Raw genomic sequence first — 23,541 nt, 5'->3', positions numbered from 1 at the left:
GATCATTTGCGGGCGGCAACCATCAACCGTCCGGCGGGGTCGGGCGCCTCCTTGCGCAAGTGGACAAATAATGGCCAGCAACTCGACCCTTGCCCGTGGCGGAGCGATGCCAGCTGTTGCCGCGCCGGCGTATTCAACGCGGCTTTGCGCACTCTTCAACTCGGGTCTCTACCAGTCGACGCTGGGCGCGCTGGTCTCGAACAAGACGGCGCGGATGGTGCTGCTTGCGGCGGTTCCGATCGTGTGGATCGTCATGATGCACATCGGGCCGATTTACCAGATGCTGAAGATCAGCCTGCTCAGCAACTATCCGATCCAGCATGGCCGCGCGCCGACCGTCACCTTCGCCAATTACGCGATTTTCTTTTCCGAGCCGCTGTATTTCATGCCGCTCATTCGCAGCTTCGTCTATGCGACTTCGGCGACGGCGGTGACGCTGCTGATCGTCTATCCCGTCGCTTACTATGTGGCGAAGATCGTGCAGCCCGATCGCAGATCGAAGGCGCTGCTGCTTCTGCTGGTGCCGTTCTGGGCGGGCGAGTTGATCCGGACCTTCTCCATCATCATGCTGCTCGCCAATCGCGGCGCCCTCAACGTTTTTCTGCGTGACATTGGCATGATCGACCGGCCGATCCCTCTGCTTTATACGCCGTTCTCGCTGGGCTTTGGCCTGGTCTACCTGATCAGCCTCTATATGCTCCTGCCGCTCTACTCGGCCATCGACAAGATCCCCAAACATCTGCTCGACGCTGCAGCCGATCTCGGCGCTGGGCCGTTCACGCGCTTCAGGCGCATTGTGCTACCGCTGTCGCGCGACGGCATCGTGTCGGGATGCTCGCTGGTGTTCCTGACGTCGATCGGCGTCTTCGCCACGCCGATGCTGCTGGGCGGGCCAACCACCGTGCTGTTTCCAGAGACGATCAGCGGCTTCTTCCACGGCGCCAGCGACAAGTGGCCTGTCGGTGCAGCCTTTGCCATGATCATGCTGGTCTCGGCACTTACCACCGCTGCCATCTTCATGCGGATCGTTGGCGGTAAATCGACGAGGCTGATGTGATGCGCACGATGCTTGCCGACGCGCCACGCACCGCGTTGACGATGGCCTATTGGGGCTTCGTGCTCTACCTCTTCCTTCCGCTCACGCTGATGATGGCAATGAGCTTCAAGAATGCCGCCTTCATCGCCTTCCCCATCGGCGACTGGACCTTCGACTGGTACTTGAAGGTCATGCAGGACAAACCGTTCCTGGAAGCCTGCGCCTATTCGGTGCTGGTGGCAGGGCTCACCACGCTTGCGGCGACGGTCATCGGCGTGTGGATCGCGATGCTGATTGCAACGACCGAAGGGCGCTGGGGCGCCGTGCTGTTCGCGCTCGCCTGCCTGCCCGCGGTGGTGCCAGGAATGATTTCCGCCATTTCGCTGCGCATCTTCATCAGCACCATCGACATGCCGACCGGCACGGCCGCGATCGTGCTTGGCCACACCGTTCATGCGGTGCCTTTCGTCGTCGTGATGGCGCTGACGAGGCTGCGCTCGATGCCGGCCAACCTGGTCGACGCAGCACGAGATCTCGGCGCCGACAGCGTCGTCGCGTTCTTCCGCGTCACCCTGCCCTATCTGGGGCCTGCCATCGGCGGCGGCATGATCTTTTGCATCCTTTTGTCGATCGACGATTTCGTGCGCACCTTTTTCCTCGGCGGCTATCGCCCGACGCTGCCGATGCTGATATTCGCCAAAGTCCAGGGTGGCATGTCGCCAGAGATCAATGCGATGGCGACACTGGTGCTGCTGGTGACCGGGGCGGTTGGACTTTACGCCGAATATTACACACGCCGTTCGAGGAGCCGCTGATGGATCCGGTCGTTCAATTTCAGAATGTGACCAAGGCCTATGGCCAGGCCGTCGCGGTCGATGATCTCAACCTCACAATCCAGGCCGGCAAGTTCGTTACGCTGCTTGGGCCGTCCGGCTGCGGAAAGTCGACCACGCTACGCATGCTCGGCGGCTTCGAAATCCCCAATTCGGGACGCATCCTGCTGGCCGGAAAGGACGTGACGCGGCTACCGCCGAACAAGCGCAACGTCAACATCGTCTTCCAGGACTACGCGCTGTTCCCGCACATGAATGTGGCGCGCAACATCGCCTTCGGGCTCGAATTGAAAGGGCTCGATTCATCGGCCATCCACAAGCGCGTCATGGAACTGCTGGCGCTCGTGCAGCTGCAGGACTACGCGGCGCGCATGCCGTCGGAGTTGTCCGGTGGGCAACGACAACGCGTCGCGCTGATGCGGGCGCTGGCGCCAGACCCGCAGGTCTTGCTGCTCGACGAACCCTTGAGCGCGCTCGACGCCAAGCTGCGCCAGCAGATGCAGATCGAGCTCAAGTCGATCCAGGAGAGAACAGGCAAGACTTTCCTGTTCGTCACGCATGACCAGGAGGAAGCGCTGACCATGTCGGACCAGATCGTGGTCATGAACAATGGAAAGGTCGAACAGATGGGCGACCCGCACACTCTGTACTCGCGACCGCAGAGCGTCTTCGTGGCGAACTTCATCGGCGACGCCAACCTGCTGCGGGCCAAGGTGGTCGGCGCGGACGCGCAGGGAACCGCCCTGACCTGGAACGGCAAGCAGGTCGGCGCACTGCCCAGCGCGCATGCGATGAAACAGGGCGACTCTGTCCTGATCGTCGTGCGGCCGGAAGCGCTGCGCTTCTTGTCTGTGCCGAGCGGCGAGGCCTTCGCCGGCAAGGTCAGAAAGCGTGTCTTCAAAGGCAATCACACGTCGATGACGATAGAGGTCGACGATGGTAGCCAGTTGAACGCGCTCGTCCATCCCGGCGAAAGCGAAGCCATTTCCGGCGAGGATGTGTGGCTAGGCTGGAACCCGCGTGCTGCCACCGTCATCCGTGACGAGTCTGCCGCGGGATGACCAAGGTTCGCCACACCGACATGGCGGATAGCCTGAAGCAGCTCGCTCGACGTGTTCGGGACGATCTGGCGTGCCTGTGCGTGCCACCAGTCAACTGGGTGGCGCCGAGAGCGCCAGCAGACGGCCGGCCCGTGCATGACGTGGTGGTGATCGGCGGCGGCATGTGCGGGCTGGTCGCCAGCTTCGCGCTCCAGAACGCCGGCATCCGGAACATCCGCATTTTCGATCGCGCGCCGCGCGGGCTCGAAGGGCCATGGGTGACCTATGCCCGCATGGAGACGCTACGCTCGCCGAAACAGCTGACCGGTCCCGCCTATGGTATGGCCTCACTGACGTTTCGGGCGTGGTTTACCGCGCAGTTTGGCGAAGGTGCATGGGAAGCGCTCGACAAGATCCCGCGGCCGATGTGGATGGACTACCTGCGCTGGTACAGACAGGTGCTTGCGCTGCCAGTCGAGAACGACGTCGATGTCAAGCGGGTCGTTCCCGAAGGCGACCTGCTAAGGCTTGACCTAGCTGGAACCGGGCGACGCGAGGACGTCGTGCTGACGCGCCGCGTCGTGATGGCGACGGGCCGCGACGGCACTGGCCGGCCGAACATACCCGACTTTGTGCAACATCTGCCCAAGACGCTTTGGGCGCATTCGTCCGAGGCGATCGACTTCGCCGCGTTGAAGGGCAAACGCGTCGTCGTGATTGGCGTCGGTGCTTCCGCTGTTGACAATGCGGCCGAGGCGCTGGAAGCAGGCGCCGCCGAAGTGCGGCACCTCGCGCGGCGACGCGAGATGCCGACCGTTAATAAGCTGATGGGTATCGGCTCGTCAGGGTTTACGGCAGCCTTTCCCGACCTGGGCGACGACTGGCGCTGGCGCATCATGCACTATTCTTTCCAGACGCAGACGCCCGCGCCGCGCGGCTCGACCTTGCGGGTCAGCCGTCACGCCAACGCCCATTTCCACTTCGACGCAGGCATTGACCGGGTCGATCCTGCGAACGGTGCGCTGGAGATCACGACGACATCCGGCAACGTGCTGGACACCGACTTCATCATCCTCGGAACCGGCTTTATCGTCGACCCTTTGGCGCGTACTGAGCTCGAGGGATATGCCGACCGCATCGCCCTGTGGCGCGACCGCTACAAGCCCCCGGCCGGACTGGCAAACGAGCAGCTCGGCGCCTTCCCCTACCTCGCCGACGATTTCAGCTTCATCGAGCGCAACGCGGGCGAGGCGACGTGGCTGCATCGCATCCATTGTTTCAACTATGGCGCCAGCGTGAGCCTCGGCAAGACCAGCGGTGACATCCCCGGCATCAGCGAGGGCGCAGGCTGGCTGGCGCGGGCCATTGCCGCCAAATTCTACAGCGAGGACATCGAGGTCCATTGGCAGCGACTGCTCGACTACGATACGCCTGAACTCAAAGGCGACGAGTGGACGGCGTCCGAGCTTCCCGACCGCGGCTTCGATCGACCATCTCAGAAGCGAGGTGCGCTATGAACGATGTCGTTCTGCGCCTGTCAGGAATCGATCCCCAGAGCGAACTCGCCAAAGTCATTGCCAAACGCGCCGACATTTTCGAGCTGACGGAAAAAACGCATGACGCGGCCCTGCGTCCCTCTGATCCCGGTGGCCTGTCGCATGCGATGCGCGCGGCCATCGCCTGCCGCATCGCCAGCCTGAACGACGATGCGGCGTTTCGCGACCATTTCGGCGCGATGCTCGATCAGGCCGCCCCTGATGAAACAGAGCGGCAGGTCAGTGACCTCGACTTTAGAGCTAGCGAGTCCCGCATCAGCGCGCTGATCCGTCATGCCGACCTGGTCGCGGCCAACCCACGCGCGGCGAGCGGCAGAGATATCGAGCTGTTGCGCCGGGCGGGTATCGTCGAGGCGGATATCGTCCGTCTCTCCGAGCTGGTGGCCTTTGTGAGCTACCAGATCCGGGTCGTGGCCGGACTGCGACTGATGAGGCAATCGGCATGACACGCGTGTTGCAGGATTTCACCACCAAAGTTCCGATCTGGAAGCCGCATGTTATGCCGGTCGATCTGGATCATGCGACGCCCGCGCAGCTGGACGCTTTGCAGGTGACGCCGTCGAACCGAAAAATCTCAGACTATGTGCTTGTTCTGGCGCATGACGCCGAGACGTTGAAGCACCGGTCGCCGCTGTTCAATGGCATCATGTATAATCGCGGTGGCATGTCACGCGCCGAGCGCGAAATCGGCGCGGTCGGCGCCTCGCTGGTCAACCGTTGCATCTACTGCGCCGCCGTCCACGCGGAGCGCTATTCCCAGCTTTCCAAAGACGAAACCTCCATCGGCAAAATCTTCGCTGACGGCGTGGATGCTGAGCTTGAGCCCAGGCTATCGGCGATCCTGCAATTCGCCGTCAAGCTTTCGCAATGTCGGCCCGCGGCCGACGGTGAGGACCTTGCGCGGCTGAAGGACTGCGGCCTTGGCGACGAGGAAATCCTCGACCTGGTGCTTTCGGCCTCGCTGTTCGGCTGGGCGAACCGGTTGATGCACACGCTTGGGGAGCCGGTCGCGGAATGAACCAGCCGCCCGCCATAGGTCCGCGCCTGCAGACCCAGCCAAGGCGCGCAACCTGACGCTGGAGGCGCTTGCCTTCGACGTCACCAGGCCCGCGTGAACGAGATAGAAATCGAGCACATCGAAAGGCATGACATGCGAGTTGGTATCGTGGGCGCCGGGTCGATCGCGTTTGGAGTTGCCTGTCTGCTGGAGCAGATGGGACATCAGGCCATGCTCTGGTCGCCATCGGGCGAGCGCACGAAGGAACTGGCGACGGGCAAAGCGCTCACCGCTTCCGGCGCGATCATGGGAAAGTTTCATCCGAAGGTCGCAGCAGGTGCTGCCGACCTGGTGGACGGTGTCGAGGTCGTCGTGGTCGCCCTGCCCGGCTATGGGCACAAGTTCGCATTCGACGCGATTGCGCCGCATGTGCGTGCCGACCAGACCGTCATCATAAGCTCGCACGCCTCGTTCGGCGCGCTCTATCTGTCACGCGAGCTCGCGGCACACGGCGTGACGGCAACCATCATCGCCTGGGGAACCACCGTCGTTGCAGGACGGCAGAAGGGCCAGGCCGAAGTCAATGTCTCGACTGTGCGCCAGAAAGTAGACATCGCCACTGTTCCCCATGCGCGCAGCACCGAAGGCCTGGCGCTGTGCGAAAAGCTGTTCGGCGATCGCTTCGTCGACCGTGGCAGCCTGATGGCAATCGCGGTCAGCAACCTCAACCCGCAGAATCACATGGGGATCGCGCTCTGTAATCTGACGCGCATGGAGCGCGGCGAGACCTGGAGCCAGGGCCAGAACGTCACGCCCAAGGTTGGTCGGTTGCTCGAGCAACTCGACGAGGAGCGGCTGGTGATCGCCGCCGCGCTTGGGCAGGACGTGCGCACCATCTTCCAGCACTTCCATCTTTCGTTCCACGTGCCGCTGGCCTCGATCTCGCAGATGAACCAGGAGATGCATGAAGCCGGCAATGGCGGGCAAGGACCGACGACGGCGGACAGTCGCTATGTGCTCGAGGACGTGCCCTTTGGCCTGGTCGCAACAGCCAAGCTCGGCCGTCTCGTCGGCAAGCCGGCTGCGTTGCATGAATCCGGTATCCAGATTTTTTCGGCGCTTTATGGACGCGATTTCGTCAGCGAGAACGATCTTCTCGCGGCGCTGGATATGGACGCAATATCGCTCGACGACCTCCGGCGGCTTTCGCGCGACGGCTACGCCCTCCCGGCCTGACATGGAAGAGGCGCCCCACTCAACGGCGGCGATGGACTGGAACCGCCGCGTGGTGAGGCTGGCGCTTCCGATCATTCTGGCCAATCTCGCGCTACCGATACTTGCCATGGTCGATACGACCGTGGCCGGGCACCTGAGTGGCCCTCAGCACCTCGGCGGCGTTGCGCTGGGCGGCATCCTGTTCAGCTTCCTGTTCTGGAGCTTCGGTTTCCTGCGCATGGCAACCACGGGCCTCGCTGCGCAGTCCTATGGAGCCAACGACCAAGTCGAATTGCGCAAGCACCTCCTGCGTGCCTTGCTGATCGCTACTGTGTCGGGCGTCGTGATCGTTTGCTTGCAGTGGCCGATCATCAGCGCAGGCATCACTCTGATGGGCGGCAGCGGGGCGGTGCAGCATAGCGCGGCGGACTACGCTTATGCGCGGATATGGTCGTCGCCGGCGTCGCTGGGCAATTTTGTGGTGCTCGGCTATCTGCTCGGCAGCCAGCGCGTGTCCTTGGCGCTAGCCCTGCAGATCGGCATGAATGTTCTCAATCTTGCGGCTACTCTCATTCTCGCGATTGGCCTGGATTGGGGCGTCGTCGGCATTGGTGCCGGCACTGCAGTCGCGGAATGGGCGACATTCCTCACAGCGCTGCTTTTTGTAAAACCCTTCAAGGGAATGACTCCGGCGATAGTTGGGGCCATCCTCGACCGGGCAGCCTTCGCAAGATTGTTCGGGGTCAACATAGACATTTTCCTGCGCAGCTTCTTCCTGCTGGTCTCGTTCGGCTGGTTCACGCGTGCAGGAGCCGCCGAAGGCGACGTCGTACTGGCTGCGAACGCGGTCCTGATGAACCTGCACAGCTTCATGGCTTACGGCCTCGATGGCTTCGCGCATGCGACGGAAACGCTGGTCGGCTCGGCCATAGGCTCCAAGGACCGGACTGCGTTGCGCGGCGTGATCAGGGTTGCGGGCATCTGGTCGCTGGCAGTGGCGCTGCTGTTCTCACTGTTCTACTGGTTGGCGGGCGATGCGATCGTCAACCTGCTGACCGACCAGCAGGCAATCAGGGAAACGGCAGCCAGGTTTTTGCCCTACGTCGTCATCCTTCCAATCGCGTCGTTTGCAGGCTTTCTCCTGGACGGCGTCTTCATCGGGGCACTGCGAACCCGCGAGTTGCGCAACAGCATGTTCCTGTCGACTGTGGTGTTTCTCGCGGTTGCCTGTCTGCTGCAGGCTTCATTGGGAAACCACGGGCTTTGGATCGCGATGATCGCGTTCATGTTGTTTCGCGCCGGCGCGCTCGGAAGTTATCTCGGCCGCATATTGCGAGCTTAGTTCCTGGTCGGCCAGACCGAGTGCGGGTCGTCGATTATGAATGGGTGCGAATGCCGGCGGCCGTGCGCGTGGGAGAATTAGAGAGACATTTGCGCGAGGTGCGAAAAAGCAACGCCAATACAGCTGATTGGTTACGACGTAGGTACTCTCGCAGATGTGGTATTGGCCGTCCGGGGATTCCTGCACACGGTCTCGTGGGATGTTGAAATTATGCGGCAAGTAAGTGTAACCGCCGTCTATCCTGGACCGTACCGACGACCGAGGTATGGCGCGGCAGTCTGAGCCACCGCAACACTTGAATTTCGTCAGTGGGTCAATCTTGCCCTCGTACCAATCATGGGCGCCAGCGGCAGTTGCGGTGGCGATACACATTGCCGTGAAGACGAGTCTTCGCATGGCGTTCCCTAGGTATTTGGCAGGCGCTGCTCGTTCGAGCGTCCATGTATATTAGCGTTCCGTTAAAAATACCATTGGCCTACGACCGACTGACGCAGCTCCAGCAAGCGACGCTCGCGTTGAAAGACTGCATTGGGTCGGCAGCTTTCTGGTGGTCGCTCCGGACCTTCACCCGCGCACGTCTTACACCTGCGACGTCGCGGCCGCCGCAGGTGGGCCACGTCATCGGTCTCGATGTGGACCGGAGGGCTGAAACCAATGGAGGGCCGTAGGCCTAACCTCGCGGCAGCTATGGAGTCTTGTCGTCCTTGGCCTTGCCAAGGGCCTCGAGCAATGAAGCCAGTGTTGGAGGTATTTCTGAATCAACCGCCAGCCCCAACAGCTTCAGTACATGACGACGATTGTCTTCGGTGCCGATCAATTCGCGAACGGCGTCGGCAAGGGTCTTATGGCCCGCTCTGTCACGCGTTACCATCTACGGTCACCGGAATGAGTGCCATGACGAACTTCAGGGCGATGGCGGGTTCTCATCAGCCAGTTCTTGCTCTCGCCGCTCAAGCTCCTTCTGAAGCTTCAGAGCTAATGCGAGAAGCCTCGGCGACAGGGTTTGATCGCCTTCCAGTCCTAATCGCTTGCGTAGCCTCCGACGATTGTCTTCCGAACGGACCAGCTCTCGGAAGCCGCGATCGCTCTCTCGGGTTGCCATGAGGGTCACCTTTAGCTTTGAACGCAACTCGTCGATTGCTAAAGGGTTCCATGAGGGGTGGGATTATTTCGCTAAAGCGCGTCGCGGCTGAACGGATTCAAGCGACGCGCTTTAAGTTCTTGTTTCATGCATGTCGTTATCGCAAAACCGCTGCGCACCTTTGGTTCAAGCCAGAGGGCATGCTTTTGCGCGACACTAGAACCTTCCGAGCAGTGGTCGGATAACTAAGCGGGATTGGGCGGATACTGCTCGCACTGATCGAAAGCCACTAACAGGCCCAGGGCAGCAGCGACTTCGGCGATAGCTTCGGTGAGATCGTCGTTGGATGCAACCAAACCGGGTGCAGCCTGCCGAACCTGGACCAATGCCGCTTTGACCGAGACGGTGTCGCCATAGCCGGCCCTGTTGAGGACTGCGGCAATCGCCTGATCTAGAACTGGACCGACCCTATGGACGATGCTCATCCACCTTCCCCCCCGGGAACGCGAGAGGGTATAGTAGCGTGTCTCGGGCCAAGATGCAACCGATGCGCGAAACCACACCAAATTGGCTCTGGTGCTCGGGCGCAAAATGCGGCGGATCAAGCCTGAGCGGTGCCACGGCTCCGGCTAACCACAGATGCTGCTCAGCTATTCGAAGGAATAGGTGAAACCTCCTTCGGAGGCTCCGACCGTCACCTTCGTCATCTTCTCGCCCTCGAGCGACCGGTTCAGCACTCCACGGCTCAATTCCGGCAGAAGCGTGTTTGTCAAAATGGCGTCGATCATTCGCCCGCCGGATTCGATCTCGGTGCAGCGGGCTTTGACCAGATCCATGACACCGTCACCGATCACCAACTCGGCATCGTTGCTCGAGCGCAGCCGGCGGGCGATCTTGGCGAACTGATGGCGGGTGATAGCTTCGATCATCATGTCCGAGAGCGGGTAGTAAGGGATGGTTACCACGCGGCCGAGGAAGGCCGCTGGGAAAACCTTCAGCAGCGGGGCGCGCAATGCCGTGTCGAGATCATCGAGCCCCGCCCGTACCGTGCCGCTCCTGGTCCGGTCCATGATGACTTCGGAGCCGACGTTCGAGGTGAGCAGGATCAGCGTGTTCTTGAAATCGATCCGCCGGCCTTCACTGTCGTCCATCATTCCCTTGTCGAAGACCTGGAAGAAGATTTCATGCACATCCGGATGCGCCTTCTCGACCTCGTCAAGCAGGATCACCGAATAGGGCTTGCGCCGGACCGCCTCGGTGAGGATGCCGCCCTTGCCGTAGCCGACATATCCGGGTGGCGCGCCCTTTAGGGTTGAGACGGTGTGCGCCTCCTGGAACTCGGACATGTTGATCGAAATGAGGTTCTGCTCGCCGCCATAGAGCGTCTCGGCCAGGGCCAGCGCGGTTTCGGTCTTGCCGACGCCCGAGGGACCGCAGAGCAGAAAAACCCCCACCGGCTTTTCGGGCGCGCCGAGCCCGGCGCGGCTGGTCTGCACGCGCTTGGCAATCATTTCCATGGCGTGATCCTGACCGACCACGCGCTCGGACAGTGTGACGGCGAGCCGCAGCGCCTTTTCGGTCTGGCTCGACAGCATCCGGCCAGTCGGGATGCCAGTCCAGTCCTGCACCACGGCGGCCACGGCGTTGCGGTCGACCGACGGCAGGATCAGTGGCGTCTCGCCTTGCGCTTCTGCGAGCTCGGCCATCAGCTCGCGCAGCCGCGCGAGATCGGCAGCCGGATCGGGCGGAGATGGATCGGCAGTGGCCGTTGCTGCCGCATCGGTTGGTTCAGGCGCATCGGGTTCGGGCGCATCGGTTTCAGGCGCTTTGATCCCAGATACATCGGCGCCTGCGGTTTCGGCGACCGCCCCCTGAGGCTCCACCGCGTCGAGCGGCACACCCTCGCCGCGCAGCCTGGCGCGCAATTCGAGTATCTCGCCAACCAGCGCCTTTTCCCGATCCCAACGTTGCTGCGCGGCCGCAAGCGTGAGTTCGGTCTCGGCCAGTCCGGTTTCGACCCGAGCCTGCCGGTCGGCCACGTCGATGCCGATTGCTGCCTCGCGGCCGATGATGGCGCGCTCGACCTCCAGTGCCTGGCGGCGGCGCATGATATCCTCCACCTCGGCAGGGGTGGCATGCTGCGAAATGGCGACACGGGCGCAGGCGGTGTCGAGAAGGCTCACCGCCTTGTCAGGCAGTTGCCGCGCCGGGATGTAGCGGTGGGAGAGGCTGACCGCCGCCTCGATCGCCTCATCGAGTATCTGCACCTTGTGATGCTGCTCAAGAACACCGGCGACACCACGCAGCATGAGAACGGCGACCGCTTCCGACGGCTCATCTATCTTGACGACCTGGAAGCGGCGGGTAAGCGCCGGGTCCTTCTCGATGTGCTGCTTGTATTCGGCCCAGGTCGTTGCTGCGATGGTGCGAAGCTCACCGCGCGCCAGCGCCGGCTTCAACAGATTGGCCGCATCACCGGTTCCTGCCGCGCCGCCGGCGCCGATCAAGGTGTGCGCTTCGTCGATGAAGAGGATGACCGGCGTTTCCGAGGATTGCACCTCGTCAATGACCGCCTTCAGCCGTTTTTCGAATTCGCCCTTTACGCTGGCGCCCGCTTGCATCAGCCCGACATCGAGCATGCGCACGCTGACGCCCTGCAGCGTCGGCGGCACGTCGCCCTCGGCGATGCGCAAGGCAAAGCCCTCGACGACCGCGGTTTTGCCGACACCGGCCTCGCCGGTCAGGATCGGATTGTTTTGCCGGCGCCGCATCAGGATATCGACGATCTGCCTGATCTCGGGATCGCGGCCGACGACAGGATCGATCTTGCCATCGCGGGCGCGCTGGGTCAGGTCGGTCGCATACTTGGCCAGCGCCGAATCCCCGCCCGCAGCCCGCCGCGGCGTTTCGGCGGCGGCAAGCGCAGTCGCGGCGCCGGCTTCGAGTGAACCCTCCACGACATCCGCGAACCGCGCAATGACGGTCTGCGCATCGATCTTGTCGAATTCGCCGCTGATCTTCGACAGCAGGCCTTCCAGCACCGGCGTCTTCAGGCAGGCGAGCAGAATATGCGCACTGCGGACTTCGTCGACGCTGAATTCCAGCCCGGCCAGGCCCCAGGCCTCCTGGATGGCGTGAAAGATATGATCGGAAAACTCCTCGATCGAAGTGGCGCCGTAAGGCAGCTTGTCGACGGCGCGGGTCATATCGGCCGTGAGCCGGCTCGCATCCACCCCGGCATCTGCCAGTATTAGCTGCACATCCGAGCGCTCTGAAAGCACCAACTGCTCGATGAAGTGAACGAGCTCGACATAGGGGTTGCCGCGCAGCTTGGCGGTGTCGGCCGCAGCCTTGAAGGCACGCAAACAGACGGGGTTGAGCTTGCCGACAAGTTCCTTGCGTTTGAAGCTCTGCGACGACCGGCGCTGTTCCATCGAACTTGCCCCTCCAATCTGCCAGCCAACAAATTGCCACATAAGCAGCGACTTGACAAAGAGCGTTTATGAGCGGGGCGTCCGGGTGTTCGATTCAGTCGATTTCTTCCGTCCCGGCAGGCGCCGGCGCCATCGGCTGCAACGCCATCGAACGCCCGCCTGTTGGCGATGCGTTCACCGACAGGGTTCGACAAATCCGCCAGCACTTTTGAGCCCAGCGCGCCGGTTGCAGGCTCGTATTAAGATTGAGCATCAACTAAATTGTGGTAAAGTGTCGCAGTGTGGTAACGTTGGGTCAGGCGCGGCCCAAGAGCCGCGCGCGGGGGATGGTGTGATCGATCTCGCACTCTGGCTGAATCCGCTGGACGGTGAAAATCCGTCAGGGGAGGATTTGCGCAACGATCCAGCCTTTCATGAGCTGGAGCGCCTGACGGAACAGCAGAAAAAGGTCGAATATCAAGGGAACGCCAAGTTAGAAGTTGCCGTTCCGATCGACTGGTCCACCGTGCTCACCAAGGCCGAAGAGCTGCGTCCACACGGCCGGGACCTGCGCCTCCTCGTCATCGTTACGCGTGCTCTGGCCAACGAGTATCGGCTGGCCGGGCTGGCTGAGGGCCTGACCCTCATAGCGCAAACCTTCGATCAGCACTGGGCAACCATGCACCCGGCCCTGCGGTCCGGTGCTACGCCGCGCGACGCCGCCCTGCGCCGCATCAATGCGCTGACTGACCTCCAGAACAGTCAGGATGGCCTGCTCAAGGATTTGCGGAAAATGACGTTTTTCGCGCCGCGTGCAATCGGCCCAATCCTCGGCGAGGATCTGGAGAAGGGCGCGCTCGACGAGCGTGTCATGCTTCAGGAAGCGGCCTCGGGCCTGAACGCGACCGAAAAGGCGGCTCTGGCGAGCGCGCACAGCCAATTGGTGAACCGGGTGCGCAGCGCATGCGTCGCACAGATCGATCAGGCCGGCGCGGAGATGACGTTGCTCTTTGCCAATGCGCGCGCCGCGATCGCGGCCCTCGAGGCGGTGGAAACCGCCCTCAATGCCCGTATCGAGGGCAGCGGCGCCACCGTTCCGGAATTAAAGCGGTTTCTGCAGCGTTTGCTGACGACCCTCGAACGAAACTTGGCCGCCGGCGCCACAAAGCCTGTTTCCGCGCCTGCAGAACCAGCAACGCCTGTTCGAAACGGTAATGGAGCCGATACGATGGCAAGTATGGCGAGTTACGCGGAACCGAGCACGGGGCTCCCGGATCGGATTTCCTCGCGCGACGACGTCGTGAAATGCCTCGACCTCGTCGTCGCCTTCTACGACCGCACCGAACCGTCGAGCCCGATCCCGCACCTGGCCCGCCGGGTGCGCCGGATGGTGCATATGGATTTCGTTGAACTGATGGAAGATCTCGCCCCGTCGGGGCTGAAGGAATTCCGGCTGCTTGCCGGCGTTCCCGATGCCAAGAAGACGGCCCAGAAGGATGAAAGGTAACGAGGCCATGGCAGCTGAAAGCAAAGCGAAAGTCATCGAACGGAACCGCGCTCCGCGCGTGCAGATCGCCTATGACGTGGAAACCTATGGCAGCCCGACGACGATCGAATTGCCGTTCGTCATGGGCGTGATGGCCGACCTCTCCGGCGCTTCACAGACCAGGGAAGCGATGAAGTCGGTACTGGACCGCTCCTTTGTCGAGACTGACGCCAACCGCTTCCCCCGTTTCATGGAGGCGCTCGGGCCGCGCGTCAAAGCCCGAGTGAAGAATACGCTGCCTCAGGCTGAGGGCGCCGAGCGGGACGAAGAGCTGGCACTCGATCTCACCTTCACCAAAATGGGCGATTTCGCCCCGGACAAGATCGCCGAGCAAGTTCCGCAATTGGCCGAAATCCTCAAGATGCGTCGTCAGCTCGAGGAACTGCTCGGCTTCATGGACGGCCGTGTCGACGCCGAAAAGCGCATAGCGCAACTTCTGAACAACGAGCCGCTTCTCGGCAAGATCGCCAACCAGGCATTATCCGACGACGACAAGGTTCAGGAGTAAATCATGGCCGAACAACAAAAAACCGCAGCCGTCGCCGCCGAGGCGGAAGCCATCGACCTCGGAGAATTCAGCGGGCTCCTCGAGAAGGATTTCAAGGTCAAGAAGGACGACAGCGAGAAGCTGCAGCAACTCGTCCGTAATCTCGCGCTGGCGGCGCAGTCCCGCTCCGATACCACGACCATCTCGTCCAACGCGATCAAGTCGATCAAGTCGCTGATAGCAGGCATCGACAAGATGCTGACTACCCAGGTGAACGAGATTCTGCATGCGCCGGAAGTGCGCGAAATGGAAGGCACATGGCGCGGCCTGTGGTATCTCGTCAACAACACCGAGACGGATCAGAAGCTGAAGATCCGGGTGATGAACATTTCCAAGGTTCAGCTTGCCGACACGCTTGAAGACTACGAAGGCCAGATGTGGGATCAAAGCCCGATCTTCAAGAAGGTCTATACGGACGAGTATTCGATGCTGGGTGGCGAGCCGATCGGCTGCCTGATCGGCGCCTACGAATTCTCGAACCATCCGCGTGACGTCGGCCTGTTGCGCAACATCTCGGGCATCTGTGCCTCCGCGCATACGCCGTTCATCGCAGCCGCCGACCCGCGGCTGTTCCGCATGGACAGCTGGCAGGAACTGCCGAACCCGCAGGACCTGCAGATGATCGTCTCCAACCCGGCCTATGCCTCGTGGCAATCGCTGCGCGAGAGCGAGGACGCGCGCTACATCGGCCTGACCATGCCACGTGTTCTGGCGCGACTGCCGTATGGCTCGGAAACCGTTCCGGTGAAGGGCTTCACTTTCGAGGAAGAAGTGCAGGGCGACCACAACAAATATGTCTGGATGAACGCCGCCTTCCCGATGGGCGTGAACATAAACCGCAGTCACAAGCTCTATGGCTGGGGCACGCAGATCCGCGGCGTCGAGAACGGCGGCACAGTGATCAACCTGCCGGTGCACTCCTTCCCCACCGACGACGGATCGATCGCGATGAAATGCCCGACGGAAGTTGCCATCGACGACCGGCGCGAGGCGGAACTGGCCAAGCTCGGCCTGATGCCCATCCTGCACCGCAAGAACACCGATCTCGCAGCCTTTATCGGTGCGCATTCGCTGCAGGACGACGAGACGCGCGCCGGGCGGCTGGTCGATCCCGACGCCCAGTCAAATGAACGGCTGAGCGCCAACCTGCCCTATCTTTTCCCGGTTTCGCGCTTTGCGCACTACCTCAAGGCCATTGCGCGCGACAAGATAGGGTCGTTCAAGGAGCGCTCCGACATGCAGATCTGGTTGACCGAGTGGATCAACCGCTACGTGCTGGCCAACCCGGCCTTTGCCGACGACAAGGCGCGCGCCAAGCGCCCGCTTGCCGCCGCTGAAGTCCAGGTCGACAGCGTGGAGGGGCGGCCGGGCTACTACAACGCCCGTTTCTATCTGCGCCCGCATTACCAGCTGGAGGGCATCAACGCCTCGCTTCGACTGGTGTCAGAACTACCGTCCGTAAAGGCTTGATTTTGCAGCAACATCCACCTTGTTTTGTTTTGAAAGCGCTGGAGGAAGACAATGCCCGTGAAAATTGATGGTTTTCTAAAAGTTCCGGATATCAAAGGGCCAAGCGTTCGCGACGGTCATGAGGACGAAATCGAAGTCCACGGGGTCGATTACAAGATAATCGCGCCATACGATCCGAATTCGCTCTCACGCCGCGGTCGCGTGTCGCTGGGGATGATCAAGTTCACCAAGCATTATGACAAGTCATCGCCCTATCTGAAAAAGGCGCTGTTCGACAACAAGGCGCTGGACGAAGTTGTGTTCTCCGCCCGCCGGACCATCGATGGCGAGACCAGCGATTATCTGGTCGTCACCCTGACCGACGCTTCGATCATGGAATACGACATGTCGCAGGCCGAGGACGAGGAAGACCTGATCGAGGAGGAGGTCAGCTTCGCCTACAAGAAGATCAAGTTCGTCTATGACAAGGATGACGAAATCGAAATGGATGTCTATGTCGGCAAGTGAGGCGCGGCGGCCCGGCGCCGACAAGCTACAGGTAACCGGCAGTTCGCGAGCAAAACGCGAGGCGGTCCAGCCCTCTCTTTGGGACCGCCTCGTCAACGACCTGCCGGGCGTCACCTCCGAGATAGACGGGCTCCGCCAGACCTTGCAGGACGAGTTGGGCGCGGACCGGCTGGACACGCTGCTTGCGGGCAGTGCGCGGCTCATCGACGCCGACGCGGAGCTGACTCCCGATCAGAAGCGGCGACTGCACCGCCTGGCCTTTCAGGCCCAACACCGCGCGGAGATCGAAAGCCGTGGCGTGGTCGTATCGGCCCGCGTCCTCAGGGAGGCAGTGCGGCGCGACATCGAGGCCTTGTTCAACACCGAGCGTTTTGAAGCTGTTCCGCTTCTTTCCGATTTCGAAAGCGAACAGGCCGCAGACAATCCGCCGTCGCTGGCCGATTTTCCGGAGGTGCGCCGAAGTGTGGTCAACTACGGCGTGCCTTCCTTTTCGGGCCGTTCGTCCCGCGACTTTGATCGCGAGACCCTGGCGCGCGAGATCCGCTCGGTCCTTGCCACCTTCGAGCCCCGTCTCAAGGAAAGCGCAACAAAGGTAACGGTGACCCTCGGTGACAAAAGTGTCGGCCTGAAGATCGAGATAGACGCCGTGCTGATCATGACGCCGACGCCGGAACGCATGCGCCTGCGCACCACGATCAATCTCGATAACGGCCTGGCGCGGACCGAATTCAGGGAAAGCTGAGATGGATCGGGTCTTCGTAGAATATTACGAGGAGGAACTGACCCATATCCGCGGACTCGCTGCGGAATTTGCCGACATGCATCCGGCGGTGGCGCGCAATCTTTCTCTCGATACCGTCCCCTGCCCGGATCCGTATGTCGAGCGGCTGCTTGACGGCGTCGCTTTCCTCGCTGCACGCACCCGATTGAAAGTCGACGCCGAGCGTTCGCGGTTTTCACGCAGCGTGCTGGATGTCCTTTACCCCGATTTGGTTACCCCGGCGCCGGCAACGGCGATGGCAGTGCTGAAACCCGGCCAGCAGGTCCAGTCGATGATTGCCGGCCATGTCATCAAGCGGAACACGCGGCTGGTGTCCAGTCTGCAACCCGGCCTGTCGACGCGCTGCACATTCACCACCGCGCAGGAAATGACGCTGTGGCCGATAACGATTACGTCGGTCAGCTATTTCCAGGATCGCAGCGGGTTGGCAGCGGCGGGCATAACACCGATCGGCGGCGTAAGCGGCGAGGCGGCGCTGCGTATCACGCTGGGTCGGGCCGGAAAAGGCAAGCTTAGCGAATTGGCGCTTGACCGGCTTGATTTCTATTTTGCCGGACGCACCAAGGCGCCATTGCTGTTCGACGCGATTTTTGGCGCCTGCTCGGCCGTTGGCGCACGCGCCGAGGGCAAGGCCAATCCGCTAGCGCCTTTGCCAGGACCGGAGATGGTCGGCATCAGCGACGACGAGGCGTTGATGCCTCGTACCCGTCCGACATTCGAAGGCTACCGCCTGCTGCGTGAATATTTCATGATGCCCGAGCGCTTTCACTACGTGCGGGTTTCAGGACTGCAATCGGTCGTGCGCAGATGCGACGCCGGGGTCGAGATCATCTTCATGTTCCGGCGTCCGGTACCCGAGCTTGCCGATGTGACGCCGGCGGATTTCGAACTTTTCGCGACGCCGATCATCAACCTGTTCGAGCGTGACTGCAACGTCATCGAGCTTGATCCGCGCAGAACGCGGCAAGTGCTGCATGCCGACCGCACGCGGGCGCGCGACTTCGAAATCTATCGGGTGACCCGCGTCGAGGACGCCGATGCCGAGGGTCCCGACGCCGAAATTCCGGAGCTCTTCAGCCTGGGGCAAAACCGCAGCAATGGCTGGGTCTATTCCACCGAACGGCGGCCTCGCCGGGCCACCGAAGATGAACGGCGCGACGGGTTGACCCGCACTTCATACACCGGCGACGACGTTTTCCTATCGGTTTCGCGGCCGGCCGGAAGCCCGGCGAACCGGCCGCTGAAGCGTGTCGACATCATGGCGCTTTGCACCAATCGCGATCTGCCGATCCTCGATGACAACCCTACCTTGACGCTGGAGACAGGCGATCCCGTCGAAATGGTCCGGCTTCTCGGTGCGTTGCGCCCGCCCCAGCCGGCTATCCCGGCCGCGCTGCCCGCGGGCGCCGAAGGCGAATCCCGAGCCGACAATCTCGCCTGGCGGCTGGTGGCGCAGCTGGCGCTCAACTTTCTCAGCCTTGCCAAGGAAGGCCGCGGCGTCGATCCGCTGCATGCGCTGCTCGATCTTTATGCCGACCGGGGAGATCCGAGCCTCGCCCGCAATGTGCACTCGATCGTTCGCATCGACTCGCGGTCCGTCATCGAACGGCTGCAGATCGATGGGCCGATGTGCTTCGGACGGGGCACGGAAGTGACGCTGCATGTGGACCAGTCGGTCCTGGCTGGGCAAAGCACATTGCTGCTTTCAGCCTTGCTTGCGCGGCTGTTTGCCCGCCACGCCGGAATAAACGGCTTTGTGCGGACCCGCACGCGGCTGCTGCAGAAGCAGGAGGATGTGCCATGGCCGATGACGCCCGGCAATCGCTACCTGATCTAGACAAGTTCGACCCGGACCGGGTCGAAGAGCTGGACGATACGTTCGACTTTTTCGAACTGTTGCGCCGGCTCGAACAAAGGGGCGGCCTGTTCGGCTATTCCGGCAGCGTGGATCGCGAGCCGGCAAGGCTCGGGCAGCATGTGCGTCTTAGCTTTTCCGCCAAGGACGTGGTTGAGTTCCGCGGAGCGAAGGACAAGACGCGGGGGAAGGACGGGGCGCCAGCCCGGGTCACGGTTGCAAATCTCGGGCTGATGGGACCGGAAGGCCCGATGCCGCTTCATTTGACACGTTGGGTGCTCGATCGTCTGTCGCAGCGCTGGTTCACCGGCGCTGACGCACGGCAGACCAGCGACACGACGTTCGTGGACTTCGTCAATATTCTCCAGCACCGCATGATCGCCCTGTACTATCGAGCCTGGGCCGACGCGCATCCGGCGGTACAGGTCGAACGTGCGGTCGGCGGCCGGGTAAGAGCCATGCTTGAAGCCATGGCAGGAATCGGACTTCCCGGCACCCACAATCCCGATCTCGACGCCGTGAAGCTTCGCCAGGCGGCGTCGCTCGCCAGCCAGGTCGACGGTCCGGAGCGGCTGACGCTGTTCCTGGCGGAAGCGTTCAAGGTGCCGGTCCAGATCAAGGAGTTCGTTGCCGCCTGGATGTCCATACCGACTGCGCTGCAGACCCGACTTGCCCAAGCTTACGCAGTACTGGGTCGCGGGGCGACAATCGGCCCGCGCGTTTTCAGCCGCCAAAGCAGGATCGAACTCCGCGTCGGCCCACTCGGGTATGAGGAGTTCAAGACGTTCCTGCCGGGCGGTCAACGTCTGAAGATGTTCAAGCAGGCGGTTCGCGACATGGTCGGGGAATCGCTCGACGTCGATCTGCGGATGGTGCTCGCGCGTGAAGCGGTGCCGCCGCCCCGTATCGGAGCGGTACAGCTCGGCCGAACCACCTGGCTTGCGCGGCCCGCTGAAAGGGGCGATGCTGACGACATGCGGCTGCGGACAATTGTCGGATGGCGGCCGGAAATGGCGGAGGTCGCGGCATGAGTCTGCTGCTGACGCTTGAGCACGGGCCACGCGCCCAGGCGGTACGGCAGACCCGGCTGGACGAGGGTGAACTGGTGATCGGCCGTAGCGCGGACGCGGACTGGCAGATCGACGATCCCGACATGTTCGTTTCACGCGCCCATTGCAGGATCACCGGCGGGCGGGATGGGTATTTCGTCACCGACACATCAAGCAGCGGCTTGTTCATAAACGATTCCGACAGCCCGCTCGGCACCGGCACGTCGGCCCGTCTTCAGAACGGCATGCGGCTGAGGCTGGGCGACTACATCGTTTGCGTCGATCTGCAGACGCCGGTCGCTCACGCACCAGCGGCCAGCCAAACGTTCACAGAGCGGTCACCGCCGGCATCGCGCGCGCCGGTAAGCATCGGCCGCGATGACTTCTTTTCAGCCCCGGTCGAAGAAGAGCCGCGCCGACCACGTCCTGCCGATCTGCCCAACCCGTTCGAGCAGCCAATTCCGGGAGCGTTCGAGCGCGCCAACCAGCGCAGTTCGCCTGCCTTCGACGACCCGTTCAGCCTCGACCCGGTAGCAACGCCGGCGCCGAATGGCGCTGGCTATTCCGAACCACGTCGTGCGCCGGACGCCGCGGACCCATTCAGCTTCGATCCGGTGCCTTCCGGTGCAAGCGAGCCCGCTCCAGGCCAACCCGTTTCAAAAAAGTCATCCGAATTCGATGACGGTTTCGGCTTCGGGCCGGCCGCGTCGCCCGATTTGAGAAACGGCTCGGCCGGTCAACGCAAACACATCGCCGGAGAGCCGGCCCATCCCTGGGATTTGCCTGGCCGTCCGGCAGATATCCCTGCTCCGCCACGTGCTGGCGTTGCCGCCAAACCCGCCCCCTCCCCGGCAGCGGCGCAACCGGCGAACACCGCGCTTCGCACGGCGTTCTTGCGTGGCATGGGTGTTGAGGAAGCCGATTTTCCCGGACGCGACAGCGTCGCGGAAATGGAAAAATTCGGTCGCGAGTATCGGCTCATGATGGAAGGCCTGATGCAGCTGCTGCGCAAGCGGGCCGAGGAAAAGGGAAACGCTCGCGTCGCCCAGACGGTGGTTGGGGCCTCTGAAGTCAATCCGCTCAAGTTTCTGCCGACGGTCGACGACGCCATCGTAACCCTTATCGCCGAGCGCAGCCCCGGATTTCTGGCCGGCGAAGCGGCAATCGCCGACGCGGTGCGCGATCTCGCGCAACATCATGTGCGCGCCTGGCGAGGCGTGCAGTCCGCCTTGCGGCGCATGATTGACCGTTTTGACCCGGCAGCGATCGAGGAAGAGCTCAAATCGAGTTCCGCGATCGGCACCGTGCTTTCGGGCGGGCGCCGCGCCAGGCTGTGGGAGCTTTACCAGAAACGCCATCGTGAAATCGCCCAGAGTGCGGAATCGAGCTTTTTGGGCGAAATCGGCGCTGATTTTCGGGATGCATATGAGGAGGAGTGAAACATGATCGATCGCCGCGAATTTGTCGTTGCCCTGGGCGCAACCGGGCTGCTTGCTGCTTGCCAGAGCGGTCCGCCAAAACCATCCGCGGTGACCGTCAACCTGACCGGCGCGGCCGGCATGAACCCGGGACCAGGCGGCGGCGACCGACCGGTGACGGTCCTCGTGATGCGGCTGCGCAGCACCGGTAAATTCAACTCGGCCGATTATTTCGCGCTGCAGGGGGATGCCGGCTCCGCACTCGGAGGCGATCTCATCGGATCCGACCAGATCTCCATCGGACCTGGAAAAACCGCATCCAAAACCATCACGGTCGAGCCGGACGCGGCTGCGCTGGGCTTCGTTGCCCTGGTTCGCGAGCCTGGCGGCCGGAGCTGGCGTACAACCAAGTCGGTGTCGCCGGGATCAAAAGTTACCGTCAACGTCACGCTTGGCAGCGGCGGCATTTCCGCCTAGCGGCCAAGGCAAGGAGTGCTCGATGCAGGAAGTAGCGGCATGAGCGATGCAAACAGAGTGCTGTGGTCCGAAGGCCTGTTTCTCCGGACCCAGCATTTTCAGCAGCAGGATCGCTTTTTCGAGGCGACTGTGCGCGGCGCGTTGCAGGCCGGGCAGCTGCATACGTTCGGCTTTCAGCAGCTGACGCTGGACCAGGCAATGCTCGATGCCGGCCAGGTTTCGATCCTGTCGGCACGGGGCATCTTTCCGGATGGAACCCCCTTCTCCATCCCGGACCTGATGGACGCGCCACGACCGCTTCCGGTTACCGCCGATACCGGCGCCGGACCGGTGCTGGTCGCCCTGCCGCTCGAGCCTGCCGGCGGTGTCGGCTTCGATCCGGCGCACGCCGCATCGACAGGAGCACGCTATCATGGGCGGATCGTTTCGGTGCGCGACGCCGTCCAGGGCGGTTCGGATCCTGAAGAAATCGAAATCGCCCGCCCGCAAGCGCTGCTGATTGCACCGGGAAAATCGGTTGGCGGCTACACCGCCCTGCCGATAGCCGATATCAAAGGGGTGCGAGCCGACGGCGGCGTCTCGCTGGACGAGACGTTCCTGCCGCCGACACTGGTTACCGGGGCGGTGGCCTGGTACCGGCAGCTGCTTTTGGAAGTTGTCACCGGCCTCGACCAGATCGCCGAGGCGCATGGCAAAATGGTCATGGGCGGACCAGGGCGCAGCGTCGAAGACCTGCTGATGCTCAATCTCGCCAATGCGGCGCGTCCGCGACTGGCGCACATGCTGGCTCAGGATGTTTTCCATCCGGCCGAGCTTTACCTGGAGCTTGCCGGTCTTGCCGGTTCAATGGCGACCTACGGCTCGAGCGCGCGGCGGCTGAGCGAGTTGCCGGCCTACGATCACATGGCGCCCGGCCCCGCCTATTCGGCGCTGGCCGACGCCTTGCGCTCGCTCATCCTGAGCCTGCGCTACATCGAGCCTAAATCACGCGCACTGCCGGTCATGCGGCATTCGACCAATGTCTGGAAAATCCGCATCGACAACCCGAAGCTGCTGGTGGCCAGCCGGATCGTCATCCGGGTCGGCTCCGAGCTGTCGGAAGATGCCTTGCGCAAGATTTTCGTCAACCAGGCGACTGTCGGTTCGGCCGATCAGTTCGAGGGCCTGTGGAAATCCCGTCTACCCGGCATTCCGCTAAAACCGCTTCATTCCCAGCCGCGCGAAATCCCCTACGATGGCGATCGGCTGTGCCTTGAGCTGGATCAGAAAAGCGAGCACTGGGCCTCGCTGCTCGATGCCCCCGGCTTCGTCATCGGCGTGTCGGGTGTGCTGCCGAGCGAGCCGCAGGTCGACTGCTATTCGGTAAACAGGTGAGATG

At 62.4% G+C, this 23,541-nt stretch carries 21 protein-coding genes; 18 read left to right on the top strand and 3 right to left on the bottom strand.

Translation table 11 applies throughout. The features are described from left to right. Window positions 1–70 precede the first annotated feature (70 nt). The 8 genes from AC0L16_RS22105 (at window position 71) to AC0L16_RS22070 (ending at window position 8,019) form a co-directional block, all read left to right on the top strand. Window positions 71–1,057, top strand: a complete 987-nt coding sequence (locus AC0L16_RS22105) for an ABC transporter permease (protein WP_473623253.1) — start codon at window positions 71–73, stop codon at window positions 1,055–1,057. After that, window positions 1,057–1,851 (top strand): ABC transporter permease, encoded by a 795-nt coding sequence (locus AC0L16_RS22100; RefSeq protein ID WP_292426188.1) that lies wholly within the window; start codon window positions 1,057–1,059, stop codon window positions 1,849–1,851. The genes AC0L16_RS22105 and AC0L16_RS22100 overlap by 1 nt, the downstream gene beginning before the upstream one ends. Continuing rightward, complete coding sequence (locus tag AC0L16_RS22095) at window positions 1,851–2,930, top strand: ABC transporter ATP-binding protein (RefSeq protein WP_473623251.1); 1,080 nt, start codon at window positions 1,851–1,853, stop codon at window positions 2,928–2,930. Before AC0L16_RS22100 ends, AC0L16_RS22095 begins: the two co-directional genes overlap by 1 nt. After that, entirely contained in the window at window positions 2,927–4,426 is a 1,500-nt protein-coding gene (locus AC0L16_RS22090; RefSeq protein WP_473623249.1) for an NAD(P)-binding domain-containing protein, read from the top strand. The genes AC0L16_RS22095 and AC0L16_RS22090 overlap by 4 nt, the downstream gene beginning before the upstream one ends. Then, window positions 4,423–4,911, top strand: a complete 489-nt coding sequence (locus tag AC0L16_RS22085; protein WP_473623248.1) for a CMD domain-containing protein — start codon at window positions 4,423–4,425, stop codon at window positions 4,909–4,911. Before AC0L16_RS22090 ends, AC0L16_RS22085 begins: the two co-directional genes overlap by 4 nt. Next, complete coding sequence (locus AC0L16_RS22080; protein ID WP_473623247.1) at window positions 4,908–5,483, top strand: peroxidase-related enzyme; 576 nt, start codon at window positions 4,908–4,910, stop codon at window positions 5,481–5,483. The genes AC0L16_RS22085 and AC0L16_RS22080 overlap by 4 nt, the downstream gene beginning before the upstream one ends. Window positions 5,484–5,615: 132 nt before the next feature. Continuing rightward, window positions 5,616–6,698, top strand: coding sequence for an NAD/NADP octopine/nopaline dehydrogenase family protein (locus AC0L16_RS22075; RefSeq protein WP_473623321.1), 1,083 nt, complete (start codon window positions 5,616–5,618; stop codon window positions 6,696–6,698). 1 nt (window position 6,699) lies between these two features. Continuing rightward, a complete protein-coding gene (locus AC0L16_RS22070) occupies window positions 6,700–8,019 on the top strand; it encodes an MATE family efflux transporter (protein WP_473623245.1) in 1,320 nt (439 codons plus the stop codon). Window positions 8,020–8,704: 685 nt separating this feature from the next. On the opposite strand, the gene AC0L16_RS22065 is transcribed toward AC0L16_RS22070, so the two are convergent. From AC0L16_RS22065 to tssH, 3 genes are all read right to left on the bottom strand, one after another. Continuing rightward, window positions 8,705–8,890: a hypothetical protein gene (locus AC0L16_RS22065; protein ID WP_473623244.1), complete on the bottom strand. Its 186-nt coding sequence runs from the start codon at window positions 8,888–8,890 to the stop codon at window positions 8,705–8,707. 455 nt (window positions 8,891–9,345) lie between these two features. Next, a complete protein-coding gene (locus AC0L16_RS22060) occupies window positions 9,346–9,585 on the bottom strand; it encodes a hypothetical protein (protein ID WP_473623242.1) in 240 nt (79 codons plus the stop codon). A gap of 165 nt (window positions 9,586–9,750) precedes the next feature. Further along, a complete protein-coding gene (gene tssH / locus AC0L16_RS22055) occupies window positions 9,751–12,534 on the bottom strand; it encodes a type VI secretion system ATPase TssH (RefSeq protein WP_473623241.1) in 2,784 nt (927 codons plus the stop codon). A 331-nt stretch (window positions 12,535–12,865) separates the two neighbouring features. On the opposite strand from tssH, the gene tssA reads away from it, so the two are divergent. Genes tssA through tssK form a run of 10 tightly spaced genes read left to right on the top strand, consistent with a single transcriptional unit; the run spans window position 12,866 to window position 23,537 of the window. Further along, a complete protein-coding gene (tssA, locus tag AC0L16_RS22050; protein WP_473623240.1) occupies window positions 12,866–14,020 on the top strand; it encodes a type VI secretion system protein TssA in 1,155 nt (384 codons plus the stop codon). A gap of 7 nt (window positions 14,021–14,027) precedes the next feature. Next, complete coding sequence (gene tssB, locus AC0L16_RS22045) at window positions 14,028–14,567, top strand: type VI secretion system contractile sheath small subunit (protein WP_023801313.1); 540 nt, start codon at window positions 14,028–14,030, stop codon at window positions 14,565–14,567. 3 nt (window positions 14,568–14,570) lie between these two features. Continuing rightward, window positions 14,571–16,076 (top strand): type VI secretion system contractile sheath large subunit, encoded by a 1,506-nt coding sequence (tssC, locus tag AC0L16_RS22040; protein ID WP_023801312.1) that lies wholly within the window; start codon window positions 14,571–14,573, stop codon window positions 16,074–16,076. 51 nt (window positions 16,077–16,127) lie between these two features. Beyond that, window positions 16,128–16,583 (top strand): Hcp family type VI secretion system effector, encoded by a 456-nt coding sequence (locus AC0L16_RS22035; protein WP_023801311.1) that lies wholly within the window; start codon window positions 16,128–16,130, stop codon window positions 16,581–16,583. Continuing rightward, on the top strand, window positions 16,570–17,325 hold the full coding sequence (gene tssE, locus AC0L16_RS22030; RefSeq protein WP_473623320.1) for a type VI secretion system baseplate subunit TssE: 756 nt from the start codon (window positions 16,570–16,572) through the stop codon (window positions 17,323–17,325). Before AC0L16_RS22035 ends, tssE begins: the two co-directional genes overlap by 14 nt. A gap of 1 nt (window position 17,326) precedes the next feature. Further along, on the top strand, window positions 17,327–19,201 hold the full coding sequence (gene tssF / locus AC0L16_RS22025; protein ID WP_473623239.1) for a type VI secretion system baseplate subunit TssF: 1,875 nt from the start codon (window positions 17,327–17,329) through the stop codon (window positions 19,199–19,201). Beyond that, window positions 19,165–20,250 carry a type VI secretion system baseplate subunit TssG gene (gene tssG / locus AC0L16_RS22020; protein ID WP_473623238.1) on the top strand — a complete coding sequence of 362 codons (1,086 nt, stop codon included), beginning with the start codon at window positions 19,165–19,167 and terminating at the stop codon, window positions 20,248–20,250. Before tssF ends, tssG begins: the two co-directional genes overlap by 37 nt. Continuing rightward, on the top strand, window positions 20,247–21,707 hold the full coding sequence (tagH, locus tag AC0L16_RS22015) for a type VI secretion system-associated FHA domain protein TagH (protein ID WP_473623236.1): 1,461 nt from the start codon (window positions 20,247–20,249) through the stop codon (window positions 21,705–21,707). The genes tssG and tagH overlap by 4 nt, the downstream gene beginning before the upstream one ends. 3 nt (window positions 21,708–21,710) lie before the next feature. Beyond that, window positions 21,711–22,163: a type VI secretion system lipoprotein TssJ gene (gene tssJ / locus AC0L16_RS22010; RefSeq protein WP_473623235.1), complete on the top strand. Its 453-nt coding sequence runs from the start codon at window positions 21,711–21,713 to the stop codon at window positions 22,161–22,163. 39 nt (window positions 22,164–22,202) lie between these two features. Next, window positions 22,203–23,537, top strand: coding sequence for a type VI secretion system baseplate subunit TssK (gene tssK, locus AC0L16_RS22005; RefSeq protein ID WP_023801305.1), 1,335 nt, complete (start codon window positions 22,203–22,205; stop codon window positions 23,535–23,537). Window positions 23,538–23,541: the final 4 nt, after the last annotated feature.

This window comes from Mesorhizobium sp. WSM4848, from assembly GCF_055811375.1.
This window is presented reverse-complemented; position numbering and strand designations above follow the sequence as displayed.